This window comes from Caballeronia sp. INML3B (assembly GCF_023631305.1).
GTDB classification, from domain to species: Bacteria; Pseudomonadota; Gammaproteobacteria; order Burkholderiales; family Burkholderiaceae; genus Caballeronia; species Caballeronia turbans.
Genome location: NZ_JALQDI010000084.1, coordinates 51,750 through 67,559 on the forward strand (window position 1 = coordinate 51,750; position 15,810 = coordinate 67,559).

Genomic DNA, 15,810 nt, shown 5'->3' on the forward strand with positions numbered 1-15,810 from the left:
ATGTTCAAGAACGCTTTCGGCGTGGTGCAGAAAGTCGGCAAGTCGTTGATGCTGCCGGTCGCGGTGCTGCCCGTCGCAGGTTTGCTGCTCGGCCTCGGCGCGACCGATTTCCACGGCTACGTGCCCGCCATCGTGCTCGCGTTGATGAAGAACGCGGGCGATGTCATCTTCGGCAACCTGCCGCTCATCTTCGCCATCGGCGTGGCGCTCGGCTTCACGGAGAACGACGGCGTATCGGGCATCGCCGCGACCATCGGCTATCTCGTGATGACGGCGACGCTCGGCGTGATCGCGAAGGTCGAAGGTGTCGAGCCGGACATGATCATGGGCATTCCATCGATCCAGACCGGCGTGTTCGGCGGCATTCTCGCGGGCGGTCTCGCCGCATGGATGTTCAACCGCTACTACAAGATCGCGCTGCCGGCCTATCTCGGCTTCTTCGCGGGCAAGCGCTTCGTGCCGATCGTGACGGCCATCGGTTCGATCGTGCTCGGCGCGGTGTTGTCGGTCGTATGGCCGCCGATCGGCGGCGTGATCAAGGCGTTCTCGCAATGGGCGGCGGTGTCCGATCCGCGCACGGCGGCGACGGTCTATGGCTTCGTCGAACGTCTGCTGATTCCGTTCGGCTTGCATCACATCTGGAACGTGCCGTTCTTCTTCGAAGCGGGCAGCTTCCTCGATCCGACGACCGGCAAGGTCGTTCATGGCGACATCAACCGCTTCTTCGCCGGCGATCCCACCGCGGGCATTCTGTCGGGCGCGTTCCTGTTCAAGATGTTCGGCCTGCCTGCGGCCGCCATCGCCATCTGGCATTGCGCGAAGCCGGAGAAGAAAGTGGCGGTCGGCGGCATGATGGTGTCGGCGGCGCTGACGTCCTTTCTCACGGGCATCACCGAGCCTATCGAGTTTGCGTTCCTGTTCGTCGCGCCCGTGCTGTACTTCATTCACGCGTGCCTCGCGGCATCGGCGCAGTTTGTCGCCAATACGCTGAACATGCACATGGGCTTTACGTTCTCGCAAGGCGCGATCGACTTTCTGATGTTCAACCTGATCGGCAACAAGGCGACGCACGCGTGGTACGTGTTCATCCTCGGGCCGATCTACGCGGCGATCTACTACTGCGTGTTCCGTTTCGTGATCATGCGATTCAACCTCAAGACGCCGGGCCGAGAGGATGACACCGTCGAAGGCGCCGCAATGAGCACGGCTGAGATGGGCGGACGCTCGCGTGATCTCGTGCTCGCGTTCGGCGGCCGCTCGAACATCAAGAGCCTCGATGCGTGCATCACGCGGCTGCGGATCTCGGTGAACGATCCATCGCTCGTCGACGATGCGCGGCTGAAGGCGCTCGGTGCCGCCGGCGTCGTGCGTGTGGGCAATGGCGTGCAGGCGATCTTCGGGCCGCTATCGGAAAACATGAAGACCGACATGCAGGAATACCTGAAGAAGGCGGGCAGCGATGCCGACCTGCCGGCCGCCGCCGTGACAGCCGCTTCGACGGACGCCGCGACTGCACCGGCTGCCGTCGCCGCGCGGGACACGGCGCAGCACGAAGCGCGGGCCGAGAAGATTCGCGCGGCGCTTGGCGGCGCGGCCAACATCGTGAAGCTCGAACCGCTCGCAGCCACGCGTTTGCGTGTCGCGCTAGGCGATGCGTCGCGGCTCGACGGCGCCGCGTTGAAGGCAGCCGGCGTGCCCGCGACGCAAGCGCTTTCCAACGGCGAAGTCGATCTGATCGTCGGGCTGGAAGCGGAAAATCTCGCGGGCGCGATGCGGTGAATGACAGGCGCTTGTCGCTCGATGGGGGTTTCCCGATCGCGTGACAAACGCCGCGCGTATGAAGCGAGGCCACGTCGCTCGACGTGACCATCGACGACGGACACGCTGCGCCTCTCGGAACGAGTGCGCGGTGCGTGCCGCTTACTCCTTGCCGCTTACTTCTTGCCGCTTACTTCGCCGGTCACCCACTGCTTCGTCGCGTGATAACCGCGTCTGGACGTATCCGCGATGGCGTGACCGGCCGATTTCGCGCCGTCGCCGATCGCGTGAGCGGCATCCCGCGCCGCGTGGCCCGTCTGCCGCCCCGCCGATTTGACGTCTTCCTTGAACTGATGCGCGCCGGATTCGAGGCTCGCGTGCGCGAGCGGGCTGAGCGCGATCAGCAAGGCCGGGACGATGAGCAAAGTGTTCTTTTTCATGTCGCCGATTTTCGCACATCGCGCGAACGCGCGATTGCCGCAGGCGGCACGGCGCTTGCGTCGCTCGTGCACCGAATCTTTGCCGCCCGGAGCGCACCATGCATATCGTCTGCCACATGATGTCGTCGATCGACGGCCGCAGCCTCACCGATAACTGGAATCTCGATTTCCCGTCGCCGATCTACGAAGACACCGCCGCGCGCTTCAAGGCCGACGCGTGGGTATGCGGGCGCGTCACGATGCAGGAAATCTCGCATGGCAAGGACCGCGACTATCCTCGCGGACTCGCGAAAGGCCCCGTTCCGCGCACCGATCATTTCGCCAGACGCGATGCGAGCCAGTACGCGATTTCCATCGATCCGAAGGGACGCGTCGCGTGGAAGAGCGATACGGCGCTCGAATCGCACATCGTCGAAGTGCTCGCCGAAAGCGTCGAGGACGATTACCTCGCGTATCTGCAATCGATCGGCGCGTCGTATGTGTTCGGCGGCAAGGACGACATCGAACTGAAGCGCGTCGTCGACACGCTCGCGCGCGAGTTGAAGATCGGCAAGCTGATCGTCGAAGGCGGCGGCCATGTCTCGGGCGCGTTCGTGAATGCACAGCTTGCCGATGAAGTGAGCGTGCTCCTGATCCCGCTCGTCGATGGACGCGAAGCGCATACGTCATCGTTCGAAGTCGCGATGGACAAGTGGCAAAAGCCCACATATCTCAAGCTCGAATCGATCGAAAAACTGGAACACGACGTCGTCTGGCTGCGCTATACGCGCAAGTCGTGAAGCCTCGGGATTTACCCGCGCAGCCCGCCGCAAGCCGCTAAAAATGCGGCTTGCATTGTTATAATCCTCTCATCGAACGACCAAAACCTAACACACCTCGCGCGACACGCCGCCACCAAGAGCGTGCCCCGTCGCGCCATCCCGATGGCCAAGAACGACCGCTTGCGCGCCCTTTCCGGTGCGCTCGAAAAACAGAACGTCATGCGTCTGCGCGATGCAGCCGCGTTGCTCGGCGTATCGGAGATGACAGTGCGCCGCGATATCGCCGCGCATCCCGGCCAGTTCACTTATCTCGGCGGCTACATCGTCAGCGCGGCCGATGTCCCGAACGCGGGTTACACCATCGAGGAAGAAAAGGATCATTTCGCGCAGGCCAAGGCGATCGCATCGAGTCATGCGGCGCGTTTGCTCGTCGATAACGAGACCATCTTCATCGATTGCGGCACGACCCTGACGACGCTCGCGCGGCAGATTCCCACGGAGATGCATCTGACGGTCGTGTGCTATTCGCTCAACGTAGCGGAGATTTTGCGGCGCAAGCCGAATGTGCGCATGATCCTGCTCGGCGGCGTGTATGTGCCGTCGTCGGAATCATTTGCCAGCGACGAGAGCGTCGAAACGTTGCGGCGCATGGGCATCAACAAGGCGTTCATGTCCGCGGGCGGCGTCGATGAAGCGCGTGGCGTCACGTGCTGGAATTTTCATGAAGTCGCCATCAAGCAGGCCGCCATGGCGAGCGCGGTGGAACGGCATCTCGTCGTCGATGCAAGCAAGTTCGGCAAGGTGAAGGCGGTGCGGTTCTCGCACATTTCGGAGTTCGATTCGGTGATCACCGAAGAAGGACCGGCGCTCCATAAACGCACCTGATTTGTTCCGGTAAAAAACAGAAAGGCTCGTTCAGGATTTGAACGAGCCTTTTTTGTTCCGCTTTTTGCAGCGCTTACTGACGGCGCCCCAACGCGAACAACGTTCCCGCGACGAGGATGAACGCGCCGATGATCACCTTCTGCCAGGTGCTCGGCACGCCAACGAGAATCAGCACGCTATTGATGAGCGTCACCAGCACGACACCCAGCAGCGTGCCCACCACCGTTCCCGTGCCACCCGTGATGCGCGCGCCGCCGAGAATCACGGCCGCGATCACGTCGAGTTCGGTGCCGACGAGATCGAACGGATTCGCAAGCCGGTTGGTCGACACATGCAGAATGCCCGCCACGCCCGCCAGCAAGCCCGTATAGCCGAACACGAACAGATGTATTGCGCGCAGGTTGTAGCCGAGCCGTTCGGCGATGGCGAGCGAGCCGCCCATCGCATAGACGCCGCGGCCCATCATCGTGCGATTGAGCAGCCACCACGTGACCACTGCCGCGATCACGAGCGCGAGCACGGAGACCGGCAATACGGCGCGCAAGCCATCCGGCGTGTGATAGAAGAAGAGCGGCAAGCGCCCGAACGTGTCCATGCTATGCGGAATGTTCATGAAGAACTGCGTGCCGACGAACGTCAGCAACAAGCCGCGATACAGATACTGCGTGCCGATGGTGACGATCAGCGAAGGCGCCTTCAGTCGATGCACGAGCATCCCGTTGATCACACCGAGCACGACGCCGCCGATCGCGCCCGCAAGCAGGATCAGCGCGAACGGGCACTCGGGCCACCATGCGAACACGGCTTTGGTGATCGAGTACATCGTCAAAGCGGCGATGGCCGTGAACGACACATCGATGCCGCCGGACGCCAGCACGACCAGCGTGCCGAGCGCGAAGAGCGAGACCGTCGTCGCGGAATGCAGCATGTCGAACAGCGTGGCGAACTGGAAAAAGCGCGGGTTGAGGCTGCCCACGACCAGACACGTCACTACGATCAGCCCGACCGTGAACCACTCGGGATTGCGCATCAGCTGCGCGTACAGATTGCCCTTGCGCACACGCGGCGCGACTTCGGCCACGTGCTGCGGCATCGTCTCGCTTCCCGTGCGGCGGATGGATTCGCTCATGCTCATGCTGCCTCTGAAAGTAGCGCGTGATAAAGATCGGCTTCGTTCAACCGGTCCGCGCGATATTCGTTTGCGACGCGGCCCTTCTTCATCATCAGAATGCGGTCGCTGTTCTGCAGCAGCTCGGGCAGGTCGTCGCTGATCAGGATGATGCCGATGCCTTCCTTCGACAGCCGCTGCATGATGCGATAAATGATGTCCTTCGATCCGACGTCGACGCCGACCGTCGGGCCATGCAGAATCAGCACGCGCGGATCGATCGCGAGCCAGCGGCCGATCAGCACACGCTGCTGGTTGCCGCCCGAAAGCGATTGCACGGGCTTGTCGACATCGGGTGTCGCGATCTGCAAGTCTTTCACGGTGCGCTCCGCGAGCTCTTGCGCACGCTTGCGGTCGATCTGTCCGAAGCGATCGCGCAGGCTCGCGATCATCGCGGTGACGACATTGTCGCGAATCGGCTTGTCGAGAAAGAGGCCTTCGTTCAGGCGGTCTTCTGGCACATAGCCGATGCGCTGCGCTTTCGCATCCGCGGGCGAATGCAGGCGCACGCGCATGCCGTCGAGCGTCACCGTCCCCATGTCGGCGGGCGCGACACCCGCAAGTGCACGCGCGAGTTCGTTGCGGCCCGAATCGAGCAGACCGGTCACGCCGAGAATTTCGCCCTTGTGCAGCTTGAACGAGACATCGGCGAACTGGCCCTTGCGGCCGAGGCCTTGTACATCGAGCACGACTTGCGTTGCGCCTGCTTCACCTTGCGCGCGATAGCGTTCCGTCGACAGATGCTTGCCCGTCATGAGCTCGCTGATCTGCGCCTTCGTGTAGTTTTCGATCGGGCCCTGCGCCATTTTCTGGCCGTCGCGCAGCACGATCACTTCGCCGCCGATCGCGTAGCACTCGTCGAGCTTGTGGCTCACGAACAGCACGGCGACGCCGTCCGCGCGCAAACGTGCGAGCACGGCGATGAGGTTGTCGACTTCCTTCTGTGTGAGCGATGTCGTCGGCTCGTCCATGATGACGAATTTCGCCTCGCTCGCAATGGCGCGCGCGATAGCGACGAGCTGACGCGTCGCGAGCGGCAACTGCTCGATGAGCGTCTTCTGGAAGTTCGCGTCGCCCGGCAGGCCGACTGCTTCGAGCGCGCGCGCGGCAGTTTGCGCAAGCGCACGACGATCGAAGGTGCGGGCGAGCCGGCCCGCATGTTCCGCGAGTTCGGACGTCAGCGCGACATTCTCCGCGACGCTCATGTTCGGCAGCAGCGACAAGTCCTGATAGACCGTCTCGATGCCCGCCGAAAGCGATTCGAGCGGCGAGAGCTTGCTGTGGCGCACGCCTTCGATCACGAGCTCGCCTTCATCGGGCGGCTGCGCGCCGGAAATGATCTTGATGAGCGTGCTCTTGCCGCAGCCGTTCTCGCCCAGCAAGTGATAGATCTGGCCGCGCTCGAACGCGAGGCTCACGCCGCGCAGCGCGTAGACGCCGGTGAAGCGCTTGTGGATATCGACGACTTCGAGGAGCGGTGTCGTTGTGGTCATGTCTGTCTTGGGCATGCGGCGCGCTCTTCAAGAAAGCGCGCCGCGCACGTCACATCAGAAGTTGTATTGCTTGTAGTTCGTCTTGTCGACATCGACCCAGCCGGTGCCTCGCACGATCACGCCCTTGCCCGGGCCTTTCGTCACGGTGACCTTGTTGTAGCCGGTGATGCCGAGGTCCGCGCCGTTTTGCACTTCCTTGCCGTCCACGAGCATCTGCGCAACCTTGTTCATCGCGAGACCGGCGAGCTTCGGATCCCAGAACGCGATGCCGTTGATCGCGCCGCTTTCGAGGAACTTGGCCGCTTCCGTCGGCAGGCCCGTGCCGTACACGCAGATCTTGCCGACCTTGCCCGCTTCCTCGACCGCGCGGCCGATGCCGATCACATCCAGCGACGACGAGCCCTGAAAGCCCGTCAGATCCGGGTGCTTGCGCAGCACTTCCTTCGCGACCTGATACGCGCGTTCGCCGTCATTGTTGGTTTCGAGTTTCGGCTCGACGAGATCCATCTTCGGATACTTGGCCTTCGCGTTGCCGATGCCGCCATCTGCCCATTGCACTTGCGAGCGCGAGCCGAGCGAGCCGACCAGCACCGCCCATTTGCCCTGCTGACCCATGCACTTCGACAGGCGCTCGTTCAGGCCCGCGCCGTATGCGGTGTTGTCGAAGGCTTCGATATCGACCATCGTGTTCTTGGCATTGTCCGCTTCATGCGTGACCACCTTGATGCCGCGGTCCATCGCCTTCTTGAGCGCGGGCTCGAGCGTCGGCGGATCGTAGGGCACGACGGCAATGGCCGTGACCTTCTTCGCGATCAGATCTTCGATGATCTTCAGTTGCTGCGCGGCGTCGGCGCGGCCCGGTCCCGTCTGATACGCGTTGATGTTCGGGTTCGCCTTGCCGAACTCCTTCACGCCCTCGTCCATGCGATTGAACCAGTTGATGCCGGTCACCTTCACGACCGTCACGATGGTTTCGTTCGTCGCGGCCTGCGCGGCCGCAATCGCGCCCGCTGCAAGTGCGATCGCCGTGAGCGCGGTGCCGAGTCTGCTGAGCTTCATTGCCTTGTCTCCGTTATGTACCGATTGGTCTCTTTGATGAATCACACGCAACACTAACGTCCCGTCGATGCGGGCGGCGGTGGAACATTGCTTTTGGGCGCGGCCCCGCCGATACCGAAGATCGCGCGCACGCGTTCGCCGCCCGCGAATGCGAGCGATGCGAGCAGCAGAAAGCCCCACGCGCAATCGCCGAAAAACTGCGATACGCCGAGCAGGTTGAAGAGGCTCGACAGAAACTGCAGGACGGTCGCGGCGAGAAACACGCAGACGATGCGTCCATAGCCGCCCGCCGGATTCACGCCGCCCATCACCGCGATCAGGATCGCAATCAGCAGATACGAGTTGCCGTAATCCCACTTGGCACTCGATGTATGCGTCGCGCTGATGAGGCCCGCGAGCGACGCGAGCACGCCGCACATGCCGTAGGTGAGAATCAGCATGCGCGCGCGCGGAATGCCCGCATAGAACGCGGCTTTCGGATTCGTGCCCATCAGATAGAGACGCAGGCCGAAAGGCGTGCGCTTCAGCACCCAGCCGAGCACCAGCACGGCGGCGACGAAGATCCACAATGAAATCGGCACTTGCAGGAAGGTGCCGTTGCCGATGTTCGACAGCGGATCGACATATTCCACGCGCACCGATGCGCCGTTGCTCAACACGACGGCGATGCCGGTGAACAGCAATTGCGTGCCGAGCGTGCAGAGAATCGGCGTGAGCTTCAGCTTCGCGATCACGACGCCGTTCAGCAAGCCGCCGATCGCGCCCATCGCCACGACGATGCAGATGAACACCGCCGTATAGAGCGCGGGCGAATCGTCAGCGGAGAGCATATGCGGCAGAACCATCGCCGCGACCATGCCGGAGAGATTCGCAAGCCCGACGCCTGAGAGATCGATACCGCCGTTGCCCGACACCATCGACAGCATGATGCCGAGCGCGAGCAGGCCAAGTTCGGGCAACTGGCCGCCCATCGACTGAAGATTGTCGATATCGAGGAACTGGCCGTGTGACAGCCACGTAGCGACGATGACGACGAGCACGTTCACGCCGATGAGGAAGTTGAACTGGCGATCAGCGAGCCACTTCGACGCTTTCATTGCGTGACGCTCCCTTGTTCGAGCAGCGCGTTGATCTCATCGAGACGCGGCATCGACGGCGCGGTGCCGGGGCGCGTCACGGAGATGCTCGCGAGCGCGCAGCCGAAACGCACCGCATCGACCGCGCTTTCGCCTCGTGCGAGCGCGGCTGCGAAGCCGCCCGTGAAACCATCGCCCGCGCCGGCCGTTTCGACGACGCGGCCGCAATCGAACGCCGGCACGAGCGTCGATTCATCCGACGTATGCAGTAGCGCGCCTGCTTCGCCGAGCGTGACGATCACCGCGCGTGCGCCCTTCTTCAGCAACACGTCGGCGGCGCGGCGCGCGTCATCGATATTGGCGATAGGCACGCCCGTCAGCGCCGTCGCTTCCGTTTCGTTCGGCGTGATGTAGTCGCACAGCGGATAGATGTCGTCGGCGAGCGGCAACGCGGGCGCCGGATTGAAGACGGTCGTCACGCCATGCTTGCGCGCGAGTTCCAGACCGCGGCGCGCAGCCGGAATCGGCTGTTCGAGTTGCGTGACGAAGACGCCCGCGCGCGCGATATCGTCCTCGATGGCATCGACGTCTTCGGGAGCGAGCGTGCCCGCCGCACCCGCCGCGACGATGATCGCGTTGCCGCCCGTGTTTTCATCGACGTAAATATGCGCCGCGCCTGTCGCAACATCGTTCATCACGGTTGCGCGCGAGGTGATGCCTTCGGCCGCCCAGGTCGCTTGTGCGATCTCGCCGAACGCATCCGCACCGATGCGCGTGCAGAAGATCACGTCCGCGCCCGCGCGTGCGGCGGCCACGGCCTGATTCGAGCCCTTGCCGCCCGGTCCCATCTTGAACGCGGAGCCCGCAACCGTTTCGCCGAGCAGCGGCATGCGTTCCGCGCGAAACGCGAGGTCCGTCACATAGATGCCGAGAATGACGACGCTTTTCATCGCGTGCCTCCTTCCGGCGCATCCGGTGCATCAGGTGCGAGCTGCACGCCCTTCTTGAAGATGAAGCAGCCGTAGCCGCGCGCTTCGCCCGTCGCGATCACGCAGTAGGCCTGCTTCGCGCGCTCGTAGAACGCGAAGCGCTCGATCGGCGCGAACGGCGTTTCACGGCCTTCCGCGTCGTCCACTTCGCGTTGCGCCTCGCGCTGCACGGCGGGCAAGGTAGTTGCATCGCCAACTATTTCCATGCGGCCCGCGGGATCGTCGACGAACGTATCGAGCGGCAGCACCGACAACACCGCGCGCACTGCACGCGGCGCGCTCGCGCCGTCGATGCGCAGCAGTTTGCCCAGCACCGTTTGCCGCGCGACGGAGTCGGCGGGAAAGTGAGCGTCGCAGATCACCACTTCGTCGCCGTGGCCCATCGCGGCGAGCGCGTAGAGGATATCGGCGTTCAAGAGCGGATCGATGTTCTTCAGCACAGCGTCTCCTCCATGCGTGGGCGTGTCTCGTCTCGAGATCTGCGCCCGTCAATGCTTCATTCAGTCTCCGTACGGCACCCAGATGTTCTTGACCTGCACGGCCTGGCGAAGGAACGGCAGTCCTTCGCTTGCGGCATCGTGCCAGTCGAACACGCGGCCCTGATCGACGAACGTGCGCTTCAGGTTGCCGGTCGATTCACGCTCGGCCATCGCCGAAAGCGACGCGCCGTGGAAGCACCAGAGCGCATCGACATCGTCGTGTTGCGCGAGCGTTTGCGCAAGAGAACGCGCATCGCCGGTGACGATGTTCAGCGCGCCGCCCGGCACGTCCGACGTCTCGACGACCTGATAGAAGTCCGTCGCCATCAACGGGCACGTCTCGCTCGGCACTACGACCACGCGGTTGCCCAGCGCAAGCGCGGGCGCAACGAGCGACACGAAACCGAGCAGCGGTGCTTCGTCCGGACACACGATGCCGATCACACCGAGCGGTTCGTGCATCGCGAGCGCGACGCCATGCAGCGGCGGCGCATGCACCGCGCCGTCGTACTTGTCGGCCCACGCGGCGTAGGTGAAGAAGCGCGCGATGGACGCTTCCACTTCACGCTTCGCATCGCGCTCGCTCGAACCCGCGCGCGCGACGAGCTGCTTCGCGAACTCATCGGCGCGCGCGCTCAGATTTTCCGCGAGGTAGTACAGCACCTGTGCGCGGTTGTGCGCGCTCGCCGACGACCACTTGGTCATGCCGCGCGCGGCGGCCACTGCATTGCGAATGTCCTTGCGGCTGCCCTCGCCCACTTCGCCGACGATCTCGCCCGCGGGCGAATGCACGAGCCGCGAATAACCGCTGTCGGGCCGCGCCTGCTTGCCGCCGATGAAGAGCTTCGCGGTGCGATCGAGCGCGCTGACGTTGCCGGCATCGACGAGCGAATCGGGTTGCGCCTGCAATGGCTTCGTTTCGCCGCGCACCGGGAGTCTGGCCCAGGCGCGCGGCTTCAGGTATTCGTAGATGCCCTCGCGTCCGCCTTCGCGACCGAACCCCGACTCGCGATAGCCGCCGAAGCCGACAGCCGCATCGAAGAGATTGGTCGCATTGATCCACACCACGCCGCATTGCAGGCGCGGCGCGACATCGAGCGCGCGGCTGATGTTCTCGCTCCACACGCTCGCGGCGAGACCGTAGCGCGTGTTGTTCGCGAGCGCGACGGCTTCTTCCGGCGTGCGGAAGCTCATCGTCACGAGCACCGGCCCGAAGATTTCTTCCTGCGCGAGCGTCGATGCGGGCGCGACGTTGGTAACGAGCGTCGGCGGAAAGAACGCGCCCCCCTCGGGGAACGTGGCACGCGCGGACTGATAGATTTCGCAGCCCTCGCTCTCGCCCTTGTCGACGAGCGCGCGAATGCGTTCGAGCTGCACGTCATCGACGACCGCGCTCATGTCGACGCCCTTGTCGAGCGAAGTCCCGACACGCAGGGTGTCCATGCGGCGCTTGAGCTTCTCGATGAAACGCGCTTCGATGCCTTCCTGCACGAGCAGGCGCGAGCCCGCGCAGCACACTTGTCCCTGATTGAACCAGATCGCATCGACGACACCTTCGACGGCGCTGTCGAGATCGGCATCGTCGAATACGATGAAGGGCGACTTGCCGCCGAGTTCGAGCGTCAGCGATTTGCCCGAACCGGCTGTCGTTGCGCGAATCTGGCGGCCCACTTCGGTCGAGCCCGTAAACGCGATCTTCGCGACACGATCATGCTCGACGAGCGCCGCGCCCGTGCGTCCATCGCCGGTGACGACGTTGAGCACGCCTTTGGGCAAGCCCGCGCGATGCGCCAGCTCCGCGAACAACAGCGCCGTCAGCGACGTGAATTCGGCGGGTTTCAGAACGACCGTGTTGCCGAGCGCGAGCGCCGGCGCAATCTTCCACGCGAGCATCAGGAGCGGAAAATTCCATGGCACGATCTGCCCGATCACCCCGAGCGGCGCCCAGTCTGCAAACTCCTTGTCCTGCAACTGCGCCCATCCCGCGTGATGCAGAAAGTGCCTTGCCACAAGAGGTATATCGATATCGCGCGATTCGCGAATGGGCTTGCCGTTGTCGAGCGATTCGAGCACGGCGAAAAGACGGCTATGCCGCTGCACCATGCGCGAGAGCGCATACAGATGCCGCGCGCGCCCCGCTCCGCCGATCGCCTGCCAGCCTTCGAGGGCGGCATGCGCGGCTTCTACGGCGGCATCGACGTCGGTCTGAGTGCCTTGCGCGATAGACGCGAGCGCGCGGCCCGTGGCCGGTTCGCGCGAATCGAATCGGTCGGCGTCGGCGCTGTCGCGCCATGCGCCGTTGATGAAGTGACCGAAGCGCCCGGCATGCTGATCGAGCCATGCGCGCGCGGCGCGATCGTCTTCCGGTGCGGGTCCGTATTCCATCGAGGAGAAGTATTCGGCAACGCTCATGAGGCTATGTATTGAAGTCCGTGAATCAGGCGACGGGATGACGGTTGAACGCCGAATAGCGTCCGCTCACATGATGTTCGAGCTGGCGTTCGATATCCGCGAGCAGGCTCGATGCGCCGATGCGGAACATGTCCGCTTCGAGCCATTCGCGCCCGAGCTCTTCCTTCATGAGGATCTGATATTCGAGCACCGATTTCGCGGTGGACACGCCGCCCGCGGGCTTGAAGCCGATCGCGACGCCGGTGCGGGCAAGGTATTCGCGAATCATGCGCACCATCACGAGCGACACATCGAGCGTCGCGTTGACGCTTTCCTTGCCCGTCGATGTCTTGATGAAGTCGGCGCCGGCCATCATGCAGATCATCGACGCCTTCGCGACGTTCGACAGCGTGCGGATATCGCCGGTCGCGAGAATCGCCTTCACGTGCGCATCGCCGCATGCCGCGCGGAAATCGCGCATCTCGTCGTAAAGCGCCTGCCAGTTGCCCGTGAGCACATGCTCGCGCGTGACGACGATGTCGATCTCCGAGGCGCCGTCTCGCACCGAGGCCTCGATCTCGCGCAGCTTGAGCTCGTGCGGATTGAGTCCGGCGGGAAAGCCCGTCGACACGGCTGCAACAGGAATGCCGCTGCCTTCGAGCGCTTTCACCGCTGTTTTAACGTAGCGGTGATAGACACACACGGCGCCTGTCGTGATCGAACCGGGCGCCATGCCGAGCGCGTCGAGCAGATCGTCGCGCAACGGACGGCGCGCTTTCGCGCACAGTCGTTCGACGCGACCGTGCGTATCGTCGCCGCTGAGTGTCGTGAGGTCGATGCAGGTAATCGCCTTGAGCAGCCACGCGGCCTGCGCATCTTTCTTCACCGCGCGGCGCGTGCCGAGCGTCGATGCGCGGCGTGCCACCGCCGACTGATTTACGCGCAACCCGTCGAGCCACGACAAATCGAACGGCACGCCGGGATTGCGCGCGCTGGCGTGAACCTGAGCCTTTCCGGGCCATGCGACGATGGACTTCGATGCAGTTTCCAGCATGAGATCGGTATGCCGGCGTCTTGTGCGACGCACAACAGTTTTTGATAGATTGATCTCAGTTTATAACATCGTTGTTAGGATCGTAACATAGGGAAAGTTCGGAGGCGCTTTGTTGAATGTTGTGGAACACAAACATTGAAACTGCCGCAATAAGTCGGGAACGAGATGTACCGGCCAACAAAAAAATCGAAACGCCAGATGCCATGGAGACGTGGAACAACCACGGCGTGGCAAACAATGGAGCAGCGAAGAGCTTCGCCATAGCCATACCGAGGAAGTACGAGGTTGCGCTCTTCTCCGTCACGTCAAGTGAACCGTAGAGAGACGAGCGGTCAATCTGTTGCCCACGCTGCCGTAGATTCGCGTACACGGCGTGCGTGCGCCACGCTCGAAATGTTATTGATCGAGTATTCGATCTCCATGTCGCCACTGCTCGTCAAGCGGCAGGAGCCCTACGCGCTGTCGCTCGTGCAGCGTCTTGCGTCCGTGCTTTGCGGACTCCGCTGACTCTCGCATTACCTCTTCGTACTTCAATCCGGTGCATCGCCGCGCGCGGCGGTGCATTCGTCCAGCCCTGCTCCCCTCTTTCAGTGCATGTCAGAAGGACGCAGTCCCGTACGTCGGGGTGCCTCACGCTGGCACGCTTCATGCCTAATGAATTTCATTCAAGTCACTTGAATGAAATTCTGGTTGTCTTCACAATAGCTCACATGCAAGGGGAGTGTCATGAACAAACGTCTTCGCCATTTGCTGACCGCGCTGACGGGCGCGCTCGCGCTCAACGCCGCCGCGCCGTCGTTTGCGCACGCGGACGATCTGCTCGCCCGCATCAAATCGAACAAGGAAATCACGATTGCGACCGAAGCGCGTTACGCGCCCTTCGAATACGTCGATAACGGCAAGATCGTCGGCTATGACGCCGATCTGATGGCCTACGTCCTCAAGTCTCTGCCCGATGTGAAAGTCAAGCAACTCGACCTGCCCTTTCAGGGTCTGCTGCCCGGTCTCGATGCAAAGCGCTTCGATGTCGTCGTGACAGCGGTGACCGTCAACAAGGACCGCGCGGATCATTTTGCCTTCACCGTGCCCGTTGCCGATGCGACCACCGGCGTACTCACCCGCTCGGCCGATGCGTCCATCAAAACTCCCAACGATCTTAACGGCAAGGTGGTCGGCTCGCAGACCGGCTCCGCGCAGTTGCAGGCGTTGATGGCGCTCGACAAGAAGCTGAAGGAAGCGGGCGGTCCAGGCCTCAAGCAGGTCAAGCAATACGTCGCGTTCGACGAAGCCTATGCGGACCTCGCCGTCGGCCGGCTCGATGCGGTCGCGCAATCCGTCGCCAATCTCGGGCCGTTGATAAAGTCGCGTCCGGGCGTGTTCGCGGTGCTGCCGCAGACAATCGGTCCGAAAAGCTACTTCGCATGGGTCGCGCGCAAGGATGCCGACAGCGCCGCCCTGCTCAAGCTTTTCAGCGATGGCATCGCGAAAGCGAACAGCGACGGGACCATGAAGAAGCTTCAGGAGAAATGGTTCGGCTCGACGATGGACGTTCCGGCCACGCTCCCCGCGCCTTCCATCTGACCTTGCCATGAACGGTCCCGATCTGCTCACGCGCTGCATCGGCTACTTGCCGCAGTTGCTCGACGGCGCGCTGACAACGCTCGTGCTGTCGTCGGTCGCCGTGTGCTGCGGCTTCTTCGTCGGCGTATTCGTCTACACGATGTCGGTCAGCGACAGCCGCCTGATGCGCGCAACGGCGCGCGTGTACGTCAGCGTGCTGCGCGGTACGCCAGTGCTCGCGCAACTGCTGGTGTTCTATTACGTGCCGTCCGCGCTCGGGCTGGAATTGCCGGGGCTCGCGGCAGCGGTGATCGGGCTGTCGCTCAACACCGGCGCGTATCAATCGCAGATTCTGGGCGCAGGTTTCCGCTCTATTGCGCCCGGACAGATCGAGGCGGCAACGACCTTCAATCTCACGCGGCGTCAGACCTTGTGGCATATCGAAGTGCCGCAGGTCGTGCGTGCGACGCTGCCGGCGCTGGTGTCCGAGATGATCGATATCGTCAAGGCGTCGGCGGTGGTGTCGGTCATTTCCGTGACGGATCTGATGCGCGTGGGACAGCAACTTTCGTCATCGACGTACCGGCCACTCGAGGTGTACGCAATGGCGGCGGTGTTTTATCTGGCGATCACGTCGCTGCTCGCGGGCGCGGGTCATGTGTACTCGCTGCGTGTAGCTCGGCGTCCGTGAGGCATC

The 15,810-nt window shown here is 63.2% G+C and carries 14 protein-coding genes; 5 read left to right on the forward strand and 9 right to left on the reverse strand.

All coding sequences use genetic code 11. The features are described from left to right. Complete coding sequence (ptsG, locus tag NCS58_RS33625) at positions 1 to 1,779, forward strand: PTS glucose transporter subunit IIBC (RefSeq protein WP_061116996.1); 1,779 nt, start codon at positions 1 to 3, stop codon at positions 1,777 to 1,779. Between the two features lie 155 nt (positions 1,780 to 1,934). Here ptsG and NCS58_RS33630 read toward each other — a convergent pair whose 3' ends face one another. After that, positions 1,935 to 2,198, reverse strand: coding sequence for a hypothetical protein (locus NCS58_RS33630; RefSeq protein WP_061117259.1), 264 nt, complete (start codon positions 2,196 to 2,198; stop codon positions 1,935 to 1,937). A 98-nt stretch (positions 2,199 to 2,296) separates the two neighbouring features. Between NCS58_RS33630 and NCS58_RS33635 the strand changes: the two genes are divergently transcribed. Continuing rightward, positions 2,297 to 2,977, forward strand: a complete 681-nt coding sequence (locus tag NCS58_RS33635) for a dihydrofolate reductase family protein (RefSeq protein ID WP_250539033.1) — start codon at positions 2,297 to 2,299, stop codon at positions 2,975 to 2,977. 144 nt (positions 2,978 to 3,121) lie between these two features. Continuing rightward, the gene (locus NCS58_RS33640; protein WP_061116998.1) at positions 3,122 to 3,844 is read left to right on the forward strand and encodes a DeoR/GlpR family DNA-binding transcription regulator; all 723 of its coding nucleotides are present in this window, start codon (positions 3,122 to 3,124) and stop codon (positions 3,842 to 3,844) included. A gap of 73 nt (positions 3,845 to 3,917) precedes the next feature. Here NCS58_RS33640 and NCS58_RS33645 read toward each other — a convergent pair whose 3' ends face one another. From NCS58_RS33645 to deoC, 8 genes are read right to left on the reverse strand one after another with little or no spacing between them, the layout of a single operon-like run. Further along, positions 3,918 to 4,979 (reverse strand): ABC transporter permease, encoded by a 1,062-nt coding sequence (locus tag NCS58_RS33645; protein WP_061116999.1) that lies wholly within the window; start codon positions 4,977 to 4,979, stop codon positions 3,918 to 3,920. Then, the gene (locus tag NCS58_RS33650; protein WP_086960831.1) at positions 4,976 to 6,505 is read right to left on the reverse strand and encodes a sugar ABC transporter ATP-binding protein; all 1,530 of its coding nucleotides are present in this window, start codon (positions 6,503 to 6,505) and stop codon (positions 4,976 to 4,978) included. The genes NCS58_RS33645 and NCS58_RS33650 overlap by 4 nt, the downstream gene beginning before the upstream one ends. A 54-nt stretch (positions 6,506 to 6,559) precedes the next feature. Further along, complete coding sequence (locus tag NCS58_RS33655) at positions 6,560 to 7,564, reverse strand: substrate-binding domain-containing protein (RefSeq protein WP_061117001.1); 1,005 nt, start codon at positions 7,562 to 7,564, stop codon at positions 6,560 to 6,562. A gap of 53 nt (positions 7,565 to 7,617) precedes the next feature. Beyond that, positions 7,618 to 8,661 (reverse strand): ABC transporter permease, encoded by a 1,044-nt coding sequence (locus NCS58_RS33660; protein WP_061117002.1) that lies wholly within the window; start codon positions 8,659 to 8,661, stop codon positions 7,618 to 7,620. Beyond that, positions 8,658 to 9,590: a ribokinase gene (rbsK, locus tag NCS58_RS33665; protein ID WP_061117003.1), complete on the reverse strand. Its 933-nt coding sequence runs from the start codon at positions 9,588 to 9,590 to the stop codon at positions 8,658 to 8,660. The genes NCS58_RS33660 and rbsK overlap by 4 nt, the downstream gene beginning before the upstream one ends. Further along, complete coding sequence (locus NCS58_RS33670; RefSeq protein WP_061117004.1) at positions 9,587 to 10,069, reverse strand: RbsD/FucU family protein; 483 nt, start codon at positions 10,067 to 10,069, stop codon at positions 9,587 to 9,589. Before NCS58_RS33670 ends, rbsK begins: the two co-directional genes overlap by 4 nt. A gap of 60 nt (positions 10,070 to 10,129) precedes the next feature. Next, positions 10,130 to 12,520 carry an aldehyde dehydrogenase family protein gene (locus NCS58_RS33675; RefSeq protein WP_061117005.1) on the reverse strand — a complete coding sequence of 797 codons (2,391 nt, stop codon included), beginning with the start codon at positions 12,518 to 12,520 and terminating at the stop codon, positions 10,130 to 10,132. Positions 12,521 to 12,545: 25 nt separating this feature from the next. After that, positions 12,546 to 13,553, reverse strand: a complete 1,008-nt coding sequence (gene deoC / locus NCS58_RS33680) for a deoxyribose-phosphate aldolase (RefSeq protein ID WP_061117260.1) — start codon at positions 13,551 to 13,553, stop codon at positions 12,546 to 12,548. Positions 13,554 to 14,279: 726 nt separating this feature from the next. On the opposite strand from deoC, the gene NCS58_RS33685 reads away from it, so the two are divergent. After that, a complete protein-coding gene (locus NCS58_RS33685) occupies positions 14,280 to 15,134 on the forward strand; it encodes a transporter substrate-binding domain-containing protein (RefSeq protein ID WP_061117007.1) in 855 nt (284 codons plus the stop codon). Positions 15,135 to 15,141: 7 nt separating this feature from the next. Beyond that, positions 15,142 to 15,804 carry an amino acid ABC transporter permease gene (locus NCS58_RS33690; RefSeq protein WP_061117008.1) on the forward strand — a complete coding sequence of 221 codons (663 nt, stop codon included), beginning with the start codon at positions 15,142 to 15,144 and terminating at the stop codon, positions 15,802 to 15,804. The last annotated feature ends 6 nt before the right edge of the window (positions 15,805 to 15,810 follow it).

Coding starts and splice junctions, on each gene's coding strand:
- ptsG (WP_061116996.1), top strand. CDS start 1: ATGTTCAAGAACGCTTTCGGCGTGGTGCAGAAAGTCGGCAAGTCGTTG.
- NCS58_RS33630 (WP_061117259.1), bottom strand. CDS start 2,198: ATGAAAAAGAACACTTTGCTCATCGTCCCGGCCTTGCTGATCGCGCTC.
- NCS58_RS33635 (WP_250539033.1), top strand. CDS start 2,297: ATGCATATCGTCTGCCACATGATGTCGTCGATCGACGGCCGCAGCCTC.
- NCS58_RS33640 (WP_061116998.1), top strand. CDS start 3,122: ATGGCCAAGAACGACCGCTTGCGCGCCCTTTCCGGTGCGCTCGAAAAA.
- NCS58_RS33645 (WP_061116999.1), bottom strand. CDS start 4,979: ATGAGCATGAGCGAATCCATCCGCCGCACGGGAAGCGAGACGATGCCG.
- NCS58_RS33650 (WP_086960831.1), bottom strand. CDS start 6,505: ATGACCACAACGACACCGCTCCTCGAAGTCGTCGATATCCACAAGCGC.
- NCS58_RS33655 (WP_061117001.1), bottom strand. CDS start 7,564: ATGAAGCTCAGCAGACTCGGCACCGCGCTCACGGCGATCGCACTTGCA.
- NCS58_RS33660 (WP_061117002.1), bottom strand. CDS start 8,661: ATGAAAGCGTCGAAGTGGCTCGCTGATCGCCAGTTCAACTTCCTCATC.
- rbsK (WP_061117003.1), bottom strand. CDS start 9,590: ATGAAAAGCGTCGTCATTCTCGGCATCTATGTGACGGACCTCGCGTTT.
- NCS58_RS33675 (WP_061117005.1), bottom strand. CDS start 12,520: ATGAGCGTTGCCGAATACTTCTCCTCGATGGAATACGGACCCGCACCG.
- deoC (WP_061117260.1), bottom strand. CDS start 13,553: ATGCTGGAAACTGCATCGAAGTCCATCGTCGCATGGCCCGGAAAGGCT.
- NCS58_RS33685 (WP_061117007.1), top strand. CDS start 14,280: ATGAACAAACGTCTTCGCCATTTGCTGACCGCGCTGACGGGCGCGCTC.
- NCS58_RS33690 (WP_061117008.1), top strand. CDS start 15,142: ATGAACGGTCCCGATCTGCTCACGCGCTGCATCGGCTACTTGCCGCAG.